This is a genomic window from Alistipes ihumii AP11, assembly GCF_025144665.1.
GTDB lineage: Bacteria > Bacteroidota > Bacteroidia > Bacteroidales > Rikenellaceae > Alistipes_A > Alistipes_A ihumii.
This window is the reverse complement of record NZ_CP102294.1, coordinates 153,062-167,260: the sequence shown is the minus strand read 5'-3', so window position 1 is coordinate 167,260 and position 14,199 is coordinate 153,062. Positions and strand designations below refer to the sequence as shown.

Genomic DNA, 14,199 nt, shown 5'->3' with positions numbered 1-14,199 from the left:
AATGGCCAAACGGTACAACCCGAACGAAAACAACGCCGCGGCAGCCGCCGCGCTGACCGATCAGGGCGCGCTGATTCCCCCTCAGGCGATCGAGCTGGAAGAAGCGGTACTCGGCGCGCTGATGCTCGAGAAGGACGCGATCATCGAGATTCAGGGCGTCCTGACGCCCGAGGCGTTCTACAAGGAAGCGCACCAGACGATCTACAAGGCGATCATGGACTTGTCGATGGAGCTCAAGCCGATCGACCTGTACACCGTCAGCGAGAAGCTCAGGCAGACCCGCAAGCTGACCTCGGTCGGAGGCGCGTCCTACCTGGCGCAACTGACCCAGAAGGTCGGCTCGGCCGCCCACATCGAGTTCCATAGCAAAATCATCGCGCAGAAGTATGTCCAGCGCGAACTGATCCGCGCGGCGACCGAAATACAGAAAAAAGCCTACGACGAGTCGATGGACGTCACGGACCTGATCGACCTGGCCGAAGGCGAGATATTCAAGGTGTCGGAAGGACACGTCAAGCGCGACGTGCAGAAGTCGCGCGACATCATTACCAAAACGCTTCAGGTAATCGAGGAGGCGTCGAAGCGCGAAGGCGGATTCAGCGGCGTGCCGACCGGGTTCACTCACCTCGACCGGCTGACGCTCGGCTGGCAGCCGTCGGATCTGATTATCATCGCGGCGCGTCCGTCGATGGGCAAGACGGCCTTCGTGCTGTCGCTGGCGCGCAACGTGGCGGTCGATTTCGAGAAAGGCGTCGCATTCTTCTCGCTCGAAATGAGCGCCGAGCAGTTGATGATGCGCCTGATCGTCGGCGAGAGTGGCCTCGACTCGCGCGACGTGCGCAACGGCCAGCTGACGCCCGACCAGTGGAAGCACCTCGAAACGTCGATCAAGCCGCTGGCCGCGGCTCCGCTGTTCATCGACGACACTCCGGCGCTGTCGATCTACGAGTTCCGCTCGAAAGCGCGGCGGCTCAAGACGCAGTACGATATCCAACTGGTCATCATCGACTACCTGCAGCTGATGACGGCCCAGACCGACTCGCGCGGCAACCGCGAACAGGAAGTGGCGATGATCTCGCGATCGCTGAAGGCGATCGCCAAGGAGCTCAACATCCCGATCATCGCCCTCTCGCAGCTCAACCGATCGGTCGAGTCGCGGGGCGGCAACAAGCGTCCGCAGCTCTCGGACCTGCGCGAATCGGGAGCCATCGAGCAGGACGCCGACCTGGTAGCGTTCATCCACCGCCCCGAATACTACGGGCTGACCGTGGACGAGGACGGCGCGCCCACGCAGGGCATGGCCGAGATCATCGTCGCGAAGCACCGTAACGGAGCCGTCGATACGATCAAGCTGCGTTTCCGGAAGGAGCAGGCCAAGTTCATGGACTACGACGACCTCTCGGGCGAAGGCTACAGCGCGATGGACAGCAGCATGAACACCGAATTCGGCTCGGCCATAGGAGGCGGAGCCGGCTCGCTCGACAAGATCAACGACTTCGGCGGCTACGGCGAATTCGGCATTCCGTCCGGCTCGGGAAGCGGCCCGGGCGGACTGGGAGGCACGTTCGGCGCGGCGCCTCCCGACGACGAGGGCTCGCCGTTCTAATCTTCCTCGCTCGTTTCCGGCGAGTCGACGGGAAACCGGCCATGAAAGCCGGAGTCCGCGCAGAGCGTGAAACTCAGCCGCAGCGGATTCAATTCCGACCGCTCCCCCGGATTTATCCAGGCTCGAACGGCTCGTTCCGGTCGTCTCTGCACAACGCCAAGCCGTCGAGACCGCACGCTATCGGTCGACGAACCGATCGGAACGATCGCCGGAGAAAAACCGGATGCATTGCGGGAAAATCGTCCGCTGCGTTTATTAATGAACCCTCTAACCTATCAAACCTGACCCGACCATGAAAAGAACCTTCGTTTTGACCTCGCTGCTGGCATTCGCCGCGCTCTCGCCGAACGATTCGGGCTACGGAGCCTCTCCGAGTCCGGACGCAGCGGGGCTTTGCGTCCCCGTTCGGGGTTCGTTCTGCGGAGAAAAAGTTCCCGAGTCTCCCGATCCGCTCGTCGCATACCGCTGGGAACGTCCGCTGGCTTCCGACGATCTGGAGCATTACGAGCTGCACCCCCTGTCGATCGAGATGCGGACGGCATCCGGCAAAACGCGGAGCATCCGGCCCGGCCGGCCGATCCGGATCGACGAGCCTTGCACCCTGATGCTCGATTTCGGACAAGTGAACGCCGGATGGCTCGCATTCGACTCCGACGACCTGGCCGGAGAAGTCGAGATGAGTATCAGCGAATATACCGAGCCGGCCGTGCTGAACGCCGGCGCCCAGCATCCCGTCAAAACGGCCGCCGCCGAGCGTCAGGACGGAAATACCTATCTGCTGAGACTGAACGACGAGCTCTACGAGGGCGTCCGCTACGGGTGGATTCATGTCCGGTCGGCAGATCGCCCGTTCACGATCTCTGCGATCCGCCTGACATGCCAGATCAAGCCGACGAACTACGAGGGCAGCTTCGCCTGCAACGATCCCTCGCTGACCCGCATCTGGTACACCGGAGCCTACACCGTCAAGCTGAACCTGCTCAAGGACTACTTCGGCGCCATCCTGATGGAGCGCAGCGACCGGCACTCATGGACGGGCGACGCCCACCCGTCGCAGGCAGCCTCCATGGTGGCCTTCGGAAACTACGATTTCGTAAAGCAAAACCTCTTCTACACCTCGACCCAGTTCAACGGCATCGCGGGCTACTCGCTTTACTGGGTCCTGAGCCTGGTCGACTATTTCGACTATACGGGAGACCGGCAGACGTTCGACCAGCTGAAAGAAAACGCCTGCAACAAACTGGACATCGCCTACGAGCATTACGGCAAGAGTCCCGACCTACAATTTTTCGGCTGGGACGAACGGCTCGGAGCCGGATTCGAGAATCCGAACTGCCCGGAGTCCCAGAATGCGTATAAGATGCTGTCGCTGCGCGCGTGGAACGAATTCAGTCGGGCCGCAGGGGCCGCAGGCTACGCCGACATCGCCGAGAAGTACGCCGCTTACGTCGAACAGAAAAGCCGGGAGCTGCGGGAGCATCCCGATCCGTTCGGATCGTTCGGCCTTTTCGCGGCGTCGGATGCCGTGAACGCCGGCTTCACCACGCCCGCCGAGCAGCAGCGCCTGTGGCAAAACGCCTTCTCGGACCGGCAGCAGCGCCTTTCCTACTCTCCGTTCAACCAATACTTCGTCATTCAGGCGATGGCCCGCATGGGACGGCATGCCGAAGCGCTGACGACGATCGACGACTGCTGGGGCGGCCAGTTGCGATACGGCGGGACCACGTTTTTCGAAGTGTATCGCCCGTCGTGGAACGAGTCGCTCGCTCCGAACGGCGCGCCGGTCAACAACCAATGCGGCTATACGAGCCTGACTCATCCGTGGAGCGCCGGCGTCACGAAATGGCTGTCCGAGGAAATTCTCGGCATCAGGCCCCTTTCGCCGGGATTCGGAAGCTTTCTCGCCGCTCCGCACCTTACGCCCGACGTGCATTCGGTCCGCGGCAGCATGCCGACTCCGCACGGAACCGTCCGCTACTCCTTCGATCTGAAAACGGGCAGGGGACGCCTCGTAGTCCCGGACGGGACACGGGCTACGGTCGGGATTCCGAAGTCGGGCCGAACGGTCCGCTCGGTGCTGCTGGGCAAACGGCCCGCCGAGCAGGCGTCCGACAAGCGCACCGAGGACTCGCTGTTCGTATACTATCACGGGATACGGCCCGGCGAATACGAGATCCGCGCCGCGTATTCCGGCAAGTTGCGCCGCCCCCGGAAAGAGCCTTTCCTGTACGCCTGCCCGCAACCCGCCGTGCAGGACTCGACGACGCGGGGCGACTGGCCGGGCCGATACGGAAGCAAGGGTTACGTCTTCTGCCACTACGAACCGGACGGTTCCCACCGAATCCGACTGCCCGAATTCACCGACTCGATCCGCTTCGCCAAAACGGGCGGGCTGCATATCGCGACGCGAACGGACGACCGCCGGGCCCCGGTATCGGAAGACGGAAGCGGAACGCGGAACGCGGGCACGGTCGTCACGCTCGATCCGGCTCCGTGCAACCAAACCATGACCGTCGATATCCGCAACAAGCACGACGGACCGTACCGGCTGGCGCTCTATTTCGTCGATTGGGAAAAGACGGGTCGCCGGTCGGCGGTAGAAGTATTCGATCTGGACGACAAACGGCTGCTGATGCCCGTCCAGATCGTCCGGGACTATCGCGAAGGACGGTACGTCGTCCTGTCGCTCGAAGGCTCCGTACGGCTGAGGATCAATCAGGTGCGGGGAACGAACGCATCGCTCTGCGCGCTGTTCTTCGACTGATCGCCGACCGGCATACCATCCGCGAGGTCGCATTCGGAAGAGTTCTATGAACGGCCCGAAACCGGCAATGCCGGACGGATCAAGGCCTGCCGCGCCACGACTGGGCGACAAGCGCGGCAGGCCACTTGCTATTTTCGGCAAACTCTCGTATCTTTACCTGTAGCAAATCGCATATACCCAACGATGTATCACAAATCATTTCACCCGTATGTTCGTCAAAAGCCATGGCAGCGCGGTGCTCGGTATCGACGCGCTGCCGATCGCCGCAGAGGTCAATATCACGGCCGGCATCGGCATGTATCTGGTCGGCCTGCCCGATAACGCGGTCCGAGAAAGTCAGGAACGCATCCGGGCCGCATTCGAGAACTGCTCGTACAAAATGAGCGGCAAGAAAGTCGTCGTCAACCTTTCGCCGGCCGACATCCGCAAGGAGGGATCGGCCTACGACCTGACCATTGCGCTGGGTATTCTGGCCGCGACCGAGCAACTGCCCGCCGAAAGGCTCTCGCGGTATATCGTGATGGGCGAGCTGTCGCTCGACGGCTCGGTGCTGCCCGTGCGAGGAGCCCTGCCGATGGCTCTCGCGGCCCGCGACAAGGGATTCGCGGGCGTGATCCTGCCCCGGCAAAACGCCCCGGAAGCGGCCGTCGTGTCGTCGATCGACGTCTATGGCATATCCCACCTGAGGGAAGTCGTCGACTTTCTGCGCGGAGACCGGGAACTCGAGCCCGTGCAAGCCGATACGCAAGCGCTTCTCCGGCAGCAGGGCGGAGCCTACGAAGCCGATTTCAGCGACGTCAAGGGACAGCGGGTCGCCAAGCGAGCGCTCGAAATCGCCGCGGCCGGAGGCCACAACGTGCTGATGATCGGTTCTCCGGGCTCGGGCAAAACGATGCTCGCCCGGCGGCTGCCGTCGATCATGCCGCCGATGACGCTCGACGAGGCGCTCGAGACGACGAAAATCCACTCGGTGGCCGGACGCATCGGAGCAGGCAGCGGACTGATCGGACAACGCCCGTTCCGATCCCCGCACCACCTGACCTCGCGCGTCGCGCTGATCGGCGGCGGAAGCACGCCCCAGCCGGGAGAGATATCTCTCGCGCATAACGGAGTTCTGTTTCTCGACGAGCTGCCCGAGTTCGGCCGCACGCTGATCGAAACGCTGCGCCAGCCGATGGAGGAAGGACGCGTGACCGTATCGCGGGCGAAATACACGGTCGAATATCCGGCCGACTTCATGCTCATAGCCGCGATGAATCCCTGCCCGTGCGGATATTACGGGCACCCTTCGCGGGAATGCGTCTGCTCGAAAAGCGCCGTGTACCAGTACATGAACCGCATCTCGGGTCCGGTGCTCGACCGGATCGACCTGCACGTGCACGTTTCGCCGCTCAGCTTTTCCGAACTCTACGGCGAGCGACCCGAGGAGAGCAGCGCAACGATCCGGCTCCGGGTCATCGCGGCCCGGGCGGCGCAACAGGCCCGATTCGCCGGACTGCCGATTCATTGCAACGCCTCGATGGGAAGCAAGCAAATCCGCGCATTCTGTCCGCTGCCTGCCGAATCGGAAACCATGCTGCGCCGTGCCATGGAACGCATGCACCTTTCGGCCCGGGCTTACGACCGCATCGTCAAAGTAGCCCGAACGATCGCCGATCTGGCCGGAGAGGCCCGGATCGCGCCGGCCCACATCGCCGAAGCGATCCGCTACCGCAGTCTCGACCGCGAATCGGCGAGATAACGCTCCTTCCCGATACGCCGGAAAGAGCCACCCGGACGCGAGCCGCAGGACCCGCGGATCGGACAATGCAATCCAAAGGCGTACCCGGCTCGATAAACAAAGCCATACGCAGCGACAAGAAAACGGAATATCCGCCGTATCCGAAAAGATACGCATGCGAGCCGCCCCGTCTCCCGGTGCGTCAGGGGTAAGAAACCCAAGCTTCGGCCTATAGCACGTTCCGGCCTCCGAGCGGAGCTCTCATGTCGGACAGCGACCGCCGGGACGTAAAAACAGGGCCACCGAGTCATCCCGATTCCGGCGCTTATCGGGTTCGACGACAAGGGACAATGATCGTCAAGACCCATACACGACAAACCGCTTCTTCCGAACGCCGCGGGATAAAAGCCGGCCGAAGCGACCGGGTAAGCCCGACGAAAACGCACCCATGCTACTGAACGACAAAATACGGATCACGCCTTTCGCCCGAATCCTGCCCCCTCTGGCAGCAGGCATCGCCTGCCAGCGGTTCGCAAGCGCGCCGCTATGGGCCGTCGCGCTGATCGCTGCCGCCATTTACGCCGGAGCTTGGCTCACGCGGAAAATTCCGGCAGGCCGCGCCTACGTCTACGCTTCGCTGTTCTGCACGGGTCTCCTGCTCGCCGACCTCTCCTCGACGAAAAGGCCGATGCCCCGAAACGAGCGGCTGGCGATGATCGTCGAAATCGACCGGACGCCGTCCCTCTCCGGACGCTGGGCCGTCACGACCGCACGGGCGGGAATGTATCGCTGCTTCGGCAGACAAGCAGGGACGACGCCAGCCCGCTGGCAGCCGACCGACGAGAAAATCGAACTGCGGTTCGACACGGGATTCCATGTCTCCGTAGGCGAGCAGATGGCCGTCGCGGGCTATCTGAACCCGATCGACACCTCCGGCAGCCGGTATGGAGCCCTGATGCGAAGCCGGGGCCTGACGGCACGGGCCTACGTCACCCGAGGAAACCTGATAGCCCGCATGGACGGCAACGGGCGAACGGCCATGCGGAGCGCCGCGCTGTTCCAACGGGCGGCGGTCGAGCGGCTGTCACGGCTTCGTCTGTCGGAAACCGACCGGAGCATGGTCTGCGCGCTGGTCGCTGGCGAAAGACGCACCATGGACCGGGACCTGCGGGCCGCCTATGCCCGCACGGGCACGGCGCACATACTGGCCGTATCGGGCCTGCACATGGGATTCGTGATGCTGCTCGTCAATCTGGCGCTCGGCTGGGTCGTACTGCTGCGGCACGGCCATCTGATCCGGAACGTTCTGGCGATCCTCGCGCTATGGACCTATGCCGTTATGGCCGGACTGTCGCCGTCGGTCGTCCGCTCGGCCCTGATGCTGTCGGCCGCGCAAGCGGCGCTCGGTGCCTCGGTCAGCGGCAACGGCTACAACGTCGTGCTCGGCACGGCGACGCTGATGCTGGCCGTCCGGCCGAGCTATCTGTCCGACGTAAGCTTTCAACTCTCGTTCGCCGCCGTGCTGTCGATCCTGTTTTTCTATCCCCGCCTTTACCGCAGGCGTCTGAGCCGGCACCGGGCGCTCGACGCGCTGTACAGTTCGCTGCTGCTCGGCGCGGCGGCCCAGATCGGCACGCTGCCCCTGATAGCCTATCACTTCGGAAACGTTCCGCTCGTCTCGCTGGCAATCAATCCGGTCGTAATTTTCGCGGCTTTCGTCGTAATCGGAGCCTCGCTGCTCTGGCTGCTGTGTCCGCTACCGCTGTGGAACCCATTTCTGAGCCGCATCGTCGAAACGGCCCTGACCGTTCAAAACGGCATGGTCGCGCATGCCGCCGCGTCTCCCGCCGCCGCGATCGAGGGCATCGTCCTTCCGGAATGGGCGGTAGTACTTGCGTACGCCCTGCTGGGAATGCTGGCCGTGGCGGTCAAACTGCGCGAAGAGAAACGGACGGACGGCCCGACGAGACGCATTCGGAAGAGAAAAGTTGCGCATTAGCCGTTTTTACCGGATATTTGCCTTATGACAGAACAGGAACTCGACATTCTGGCGCAAGACTCTTCCCGGGAGCTCATCGAACGGCATATCGACGAAGACCCGGCCCGGGCGGCCCTCCGCCTCGGGCCGCATGCCGCTCTGCTGTCGACGCAGATCAAATACCTCCAACGGGCCAAAACGAAACTGCCTTCCTATCACCGGGCCCGCTGCATCATTCCGCCGCTGGCGTTCGAGCAGGCCAGCAGCGAAGCGGCAGCCGAAGCGAAGACTTACGAAGGCGGACTGTGCATCGATCTGACCTGCGGCCTGGGCGTCGACTCGCTGATGCTGTCCCGACGATTCCGGCGCGTCGTCTCTCTAGAGCGCGATCCGGTACTGGCGCTCGTCGCCCGGTACAATTTCGAGCGGCTCGAAGCGCGCAATATCGAGGTAATCTGCACGTCAGCGGAAACGTTCGTCGCGGAATTCGCCGGAACGGCCGACCTGATTTACGCCGATCCGGCCCGACGGGACGGGGCGAACCGCCGGCTGGTCCGGCTGGAGGAGTGCTCGCCCGACGTCCGTTCGCTGATGCCCCGCCTGCGGCAAATAGCCCGACGGATAGTCGTCAAGGCATCCCCGCTGTTCGATACGGACGAGGCTTTCGCCCTGTTCGGAGGCGAGGTGTCGGTCGAGGCCGTGTCGCTGCGCGGCGAGTGCAAGGAGCTGCTGATCGATCTGCCCGGCACGGACCGGCCGGAAGGACCCGGTCTATTGCGAGCCACGGCAATCGGCCGGGGCACCCGGACCTTTCGCCCGGAGCAGCTGCGAGACGGAAAGCCGGACGCCGGATTCGACCCTCCTTACGACTATCTGCTCGTTCCCGACGTCTCGCTCTACAAAATCCGGGCGGCCCGCTGCTACCTGCAATCGGCAGGCGCATTCGCCGCCTCGGAAACCGGCTACGGGTTTGCACGACATTTGCCCGACGACTTTCTCGGACACGCGTATCCGATCGAAGAGATCGTGCCGTACCGTCCCAAGGCTTTGAAAGCTCTGTTCAAAGCACGCGGAATCGAGCGGCTGAATCTGCTGAAAAGGGATTTTCCGCTCGACGCCGAGCAAATCGCCCGGGCGACCGGCATCCGGCAGGGCGGCAACGGCATGGCGGCCTTCACGACAGTGGACGGACGACGGATCGCCGTCATGCTGTCGGAAGAAGGACGCGAAAGGGACAGGCAACTTTGAGAACAATTCATTACATTTGTAGAACGATAGACACGCAATGAGCGAATGGATTAAGAAAATCGTCCAGTACATCACCAAGGACATCTGGGTGAAGAAAGAGCACGAGTACAAGTCGCGCCACACGCGGTGGGCCGTCCAGCAGTTCAAGGTCTTCATCTTCACGGCTCAGGGCATCGGGCAGCACAGCATTCTGGTCCGCTCGGCCGCGCTGACTTTCTATACGCTGATGTCGCTCGTACCGATCGCGGCCCTGGTCTTCAGCGTCATGAAAGGTTTCGGATTCGAGGCCCGACTGAACGAGTACCTGCACGAGCAGTTCCCGCAGTACAGGGTCCTGATAGATCAGGTGCTGACATTCGCCAACGCGATGATCCAGCGGACCAAAGGCGGCGTGATCGCGTCGGTCGGCGTGGTCGTGCTGTTCTGGTCGGTCATCAAGGTATTCAACTACGTCGAAAGCTCGTTCAACAGCATCTGGGAAGTGCGACGCTCGCGCTCGCTGACGCGCAAGTTCAGCGACTACACGACGGTCATCGTCATCGCGCCGATTCTGTGGGTCATCTCGAGCAGCATCGGCATCCAGATACAGCAGCACCTGCTCCATTACACCTCGACCCCGATCGTCAACGTCCTGCTCGGTACGCTGTCGACGCTCGTCATCTGGACGATGTTCACGTTCGTCTACCTGGTCATGCCCAATACGAAAGTGAAACTGCGCAGCGCGTTGACGGCAGGAATCATGGCGGGCACGATCTTCGTCTTGTTCCAACTGGCCTACGTTTTCATCCAGTCGCGACTGACGAACTACAACGCTATTTACGGCAGCTTCGCGGCCGTACCCCTGTTCCTGATCTGGCTTCAGACGAGCTGGCAGATCGTGCTGTTCGGAGCCGAGCTCTCGTTCGCCTATCAGAATATCCGGAAATTCGAGTTCGAGAAAACCGCCGGAGAGATGAGCCTCGAATACAGGAAAAAGGCACTGCTGGTCATCATGCACCAGATCGTCAGGCATTTCATGGCCGGAGGAAGCGCCATGTCATCCGAAGAGATAGCTCGGAACCTGAACCTGCCCGTACGCGTCGTGCGCGACACGGTTTTCGCGCTGGAGAAAGCGGGCCTGATCGTCCCGGTCGTCAGCCCGGACGAAAAGACGGGACTGTACGTGCCGGCGCGCGACATCCATACGATCCGCGTGTACGACGTCATTCACCGGGTCGAAACCTCCGGCCATGCCGCGTTCGAGCCCGAGCAGAGTCCCGAGTTCGAGACCATGGACGCCATCGTGCAGGCGCTGAACCGGGCGGAAAGCGACAGTCCGGCCAACCGCCTGATCATGGATATCGAAATCGGCGGAAAAAAAGAGGAGCGGGCATGAAAACGGTCGTCGTCATCGGAAGCGGGAACGTGGCCGAAGCGCTGGCCGGAGCAATCGCCGCCAGTCCGTACGGACTGGCGCAGCTTTACGCCCGCAACCGCGACCGGGGCGAACGGATCGCCCGCTCGTACGGCTGTCCGTTCGCCAGCGATCCGCAAGAGTTGGCTCCGGCCGACATCTATCTGATCGCCGTAAGCGACCGGGCGGTCGGAGAAGCGGCCGAAGCGCTCGATTTCGGCCGAGCCGTCGTGGCCCATACGGCCGGCAGCGTACCGCTCGACGGGCTGCCGGGAAAAATCCGGAACCGGGGCGTGTTCTATCCTTTGCAAACTTTCACGGCCGGGCGGCATATCTCTCTCGGCGACGTGCCGCTGCTCGTCGAAGGCTCCGATCCGCAGACGACCCGTACCCTGCTTCGTCTGGCACGCGCGCTCAGCTCGAACGCGAGGCAAGCCTCGTCGGAGGAACGGGCGAAGCTGCATCTGGCAGCCGTCTTCGCAAGCAATTTTTCGAACCACATGTACGCGATCGCCCAGCAGTTGCTCGACCGGTACGGACTTCCGGCCGATCTGCTGAAGCCCCTGATGCGCGAGACGGCCGCCAAAGCGCTCGAAAGCGCTTCGGCGGCGGACGTGCAGACCGGTCCGGCCCGCCGAGGCGACATGTTGACGCAAAAACGCCATCTCGACATACTGGACGATTGCCCCGAACTGCAGAACATATACGAAAACATAAGCCGACACATATGGGAAATTTCAAAGAAGACATAGCCCGCATACGGGCCTTCGTATTCGATGTAGACGGCGTGATGACCGACGGCGGCATCACCGTCACGCCCGAAGGCGAGTTTTTGCGCACTTTTTACGCCAAGGACGGTTACGCGCTGTCGCTGGCCCTGAAAAAGGGATACCGCATCGCCATCATCACCGGGGGACGGGGCAAAGCGCTTCAGGTGCGCTTCGACATGATCGGGATCGAACATGTCTACACGAACTGTCACCACAAGCTCAAGGCGTTGCACGAACTGTGCGGCATCTGGAGCATGGAGCCCGACGAGATCATGTACATGGGCGACGACGTGCCCGATCTGGAACCCATGACGCACGTGGGCATGCCGGTTTGCCCGGCCGATGCCGCCATGGAAGTGATCGGCATATCGCGCTACGTCTCCCAGTTCAACGGAGGAGCGGGCTGCGTGCGCGATGTCGTGGAGCAGGTGATGCGCGCGCGAGGCGACTGGTACAAGCTCGGCGACGAGCCGATACCGGTCGCGTCGAGATAACCGATCCGTCGCCCGGGAGAAAGCCATCCCCGCACGAATCCGCGCAAGGCCCTGCTCCGAACGGGGCGAGCCGGGCAGGAAGGTCGTGCCCAAAGACGACTGAACGAAGAAACGGCGGCAACCTCACGAGCGGCCGGATGCAAGGCCAGCGGGCCCCCCGGTTCAATGGGGACACGAACGGCCCGAATCCGATGATCCGAAAGCCCCGGCCGAAACACTACCGGTCCGACAGCGGATGATGCAGATCGACGTTCTTGCCGAGGCTTTCGCCATCGAGGTGGGTGTAAATCTCGGTCGTGACGATCGACTCGTGCCCGAGCATCTGCTGCACCTGACGGATACTCGCGCCGCCCTCGAGCAGATGCGTGGCGAACGAATGGCGCAGCGTGTGCGGGCTGATATGCTTCGTGATACCGGCCGCGCGAGCTGCCTCGCGAATGATATGGTAAATCATCACACGGGTCAGTCCGCGTCCCTTGTTGTTCAGGAACAGCGTCTCGGCATGACGCGGATCGACGCGCATCGTTGGTCGCTGCTCCAAATAGAGCGTAACGAACCGGACTGCCTCGTCACCGACCGGCACCAAGCGCTGCTTGTCGCCCTTGCCGACGACACGGACGTAGCCCTCTTCGAAAAACAAGTCTCCGATGCGGAGCGTCACAAGCTCCGTGACACGCAGTCCGCAACCGTAGAGCATCTCCATGATCGCACGGTTGCGATGGCCGAACGGCAGGCTCAGATCGATCCCGTCGAGCATAGCGTCAACCTCGGCAGCCGACAGCACATCGGGCAGCTTACGGCCGATTTTGGGCGTGTCGATGAACTCGGTCGGAAGGCTGTCGATCCGGTCGTTGATCAGCAGATAGGTGAAAAAGCTCTTGATTCCGCTCAGAACGCGCGCCTGCGTCGTCTTCTCGACCCCCTTGTCGTACAGATACGCCAGAAACGACTCGACATGCTGCTCGCGCACCTGCTCGGGATCGGAAATCGAAAACTCGCTCTCCATGTAGGCGGCCATCTGTCTCAGATCGCGGAGATAGGCCTCGACCGTATTGTCGGACAGTTTTTTCTCGAGCTTGATGTAATAGGTGTATCCCTCGATTTCGTTTTCCCAAGCAACCATGAAGCAAGCGGGTTTTGTTCTCAAAATTACTATTTTTGTTCCGCAATGCAAACCATTCGACAGCGATGAACCATATCGAAGTGACCGTAGAGTGCGCCGACGAGCGGCGACGTGAAATCCTGCTCGCCGAACTGGCGGACTTTCCGTTCGAATCCTTCTGCGAGGAAGCGGACTGCCTGAAAGCCTATATCCGCGAAGCGGACTATCGCCGAACAGTCGCCCGGATTGACGGATATCTGAAGAAAACGGGCTACCGTTACCGATCGGAAACGATCGAGGACCGGAACTGGAACGAGTTGTGGGAATCGAACTTCGAACCGATCGACATCGAGGGCAAGTGCCGCATTCGCGCGCCGTTCCATCCGAAAAACCCGGCTGCCGAATACGAGCTGGTCATCATGCCGAAAATGGCTTTCGGTACCGGTCACCATGCAACGACCTACCTGATGGGGGCCGAAATCATCGACTGCCGGTTCGACGGACAGCGGGGTCTGGACATGGGAAGCGGAACCGGCGTGCTGGCCATGCTGGCCGTACTTCGCGGCGCAGAGCGGATGGATGCGGTCGACATAGACGACTGGGCCTACCGCAATGCGAGCGAAAACATAGCCGACAACGGCATGGCCGACCGTATCCGGCCGCTGCTCGGAGACCGGAGGGCGATCGAAGGCAAGCGCTACGACTTCATACTGGCCAACATCAACCGGAACGTCCTGCTCGCCGACATGGATGCCTATGCGGCTGCGCTGCACTCAGGCGGCATGCTGTTCTTGAGCGGTATCCTCGAGACGGACGTCGACGCCGTGACCGACCGGGCGCAGCAGTTCGGCTTCGAGCGATTGCGGACCCGGACGCGCTCGGGCTGGGCCGTCGTCCGCTTCAAGAAGAAGTAATGTGCGCGGTCGGAAACGGCCCGAGACCGGAGCGCCCCGCAAGAGAAACGAATGCGTGAACGGCTGTCTTTCCGCAATCCCCAAGGCCGCCGTCGAAATACCTCGGCAGAGAGCGATCGGCAGTCGGCGTATCCGATCAGCGGATCAGGTTGTCGTACCCGTCCGGTGGAGCTCCGGAAGCGCTGTATCGCAAGCATTCCGAACGATGCC

At 62.1% G+C, this 14,199-nt stretch carries 10 protein-coding genes; 9 read left to right on the top strand and 1 reads right to left on the bottom strand.

Annotation, left to right across the window (positions count from 1 at the left end; translation table 11 throughout):
• Position 1 precedes the first annotated feature (1 nt).
• The 8 genes from dnaB to NQ491_RS00645 all read left to right on the top strand — a co-directional run bounded on the left by dnaB (position 2) and on the right by NQ491_RS00645 (position 11,973).
• On the top strand, positions 2-1,606 hold the full coding sequence (dnaB, locus tag NQ491_RS00680) for a replicative DNA helicase (RefSeq protein WP_019245290.1): 1,605 nt from the start codon (positions 2-4) through the stop codon (positions 1,604-1,606).
• Positions 1,607-1,898: 292 nt separating this feature from the next.
• Positions 1,899-4,370 (top strand): alpha-L-rhamnosidase C-terminal domain-containing protein, encoded by a 2,472-nt coding sequence (locus NQ491_RS00675; protein WP_019245292.1) that lies wholly within the window; start codon positions 1,899-1,901, stop codon positions 4,368-4,370.
• Between the two features lie 208 nt (positions 4,371-4,578).
• Entirely contained in the window at positions 4,579-6,111 is a 1,533-nt protein-coding gene (locus NQ491_RS00670; RefSeq protein ID WP_019245293.1) for a YifB family Mg chelatase-like AAA ATPase, read from the top strand.
• A 427-nt stretch (positions 6,112-6,538) separates the two neighbouring features.
• Positions 6,539-8,089: a ComEC/Rec2 family competence protein gene (locus NQ491_RS00665; protein WP_019245295.1), complete on the top strand. Its 1,551-nt coding sequence runs from the start codon at positions 6,539-6,541 to the stop codon at positions 8,087-8,089.
• Between the two features lie 24 nt (positions 8,090-8,113).
• On the top strand, positions 8,114-9,316 hold the full coding sequence (locus NQ491_RS00660; protein WP_019245296.1) for a THUMP-like domain-containing protein: 1,203 nt from the start codon (positions 8,114-8,116) through the stop codon (positions 9,314-9,316).
• Positions 9,317-9,353: 37 nt separating this feature from the next.
• Positions 9,354-10,691: a YhjD/YihY/BrkB family envelope integrity protein gene (locus NQ491_RS00655; RefSeq protein WP_019245297.1), complete on the top strand. Its 1,338-nt coding sequence runs from the start codon at positions 9,354-9,356 to the stop codon at positions 10,689-10,691.
• Positions 10,688-11,461: a Rossmann-like and DUF2520 domain-containing protein gene (locus NQ491_RS00650; protein ID WP_019245298.1), complete on the top strand. Its 774-nt coding sequence runs from the start codon at positions 10,688-10,690 to the stop codon at positions 11,459-11,461. The genes NQ491_RS00655 and NQ491_RS00650 overlap by 4 nt, the downstream gene beginning before the upstream one ends.
• The gene (locus NQ491_RS00645) at positions 11,437-11,973 is read left to right on the top strand and encodes a KdsC family phosphatase (protein WP_019245299.1); all 537 of its coding nucleotides are present in this window, start codon (positions 11,437-11,439) and stop codon (positions 11,971-11,973) included. The genes NQ491_RS00650 and NQ491_RS00645 overlap by 25 nt, the downstream gene beginning before the upstream one ends.
• A gap of 217 nt (positions 11,974-12,190) precedes the next feature.
• On the opposite strand, the gene xerA is transcribed toward NQ491_RS00645, so the two are convergent.
• Positions 12,191-13,096, bottom strand: coding sequence for a site-specific tyrosine recombinase/integron integrase (gene xerA, locus NQ491_RS00640; protein ID WP_019245300.1), 906 nt, complete (start codon positions 13,094-13,096; stop codon positions 12,191-12,193).
• A 65-nt stretch (positions 13,097-13,161) separates the two neighbouring features.
• Here xerA and prmA point away from each other — a divergent pair, with 65 nt between their 5' ends.
• Entirely contained in the window at positions 13,162-13,989 is an 828-nt protein-coding gene (prmA, locus tag NQ491_RS00635) for a 50S ribosomal protein L11 methyltransferase (RefSeq protein WP_019245301.1), read from the top strand.
• The last annotated feature ends 210 nt before the right edge of the window (positions 13,990-14,199 follow it).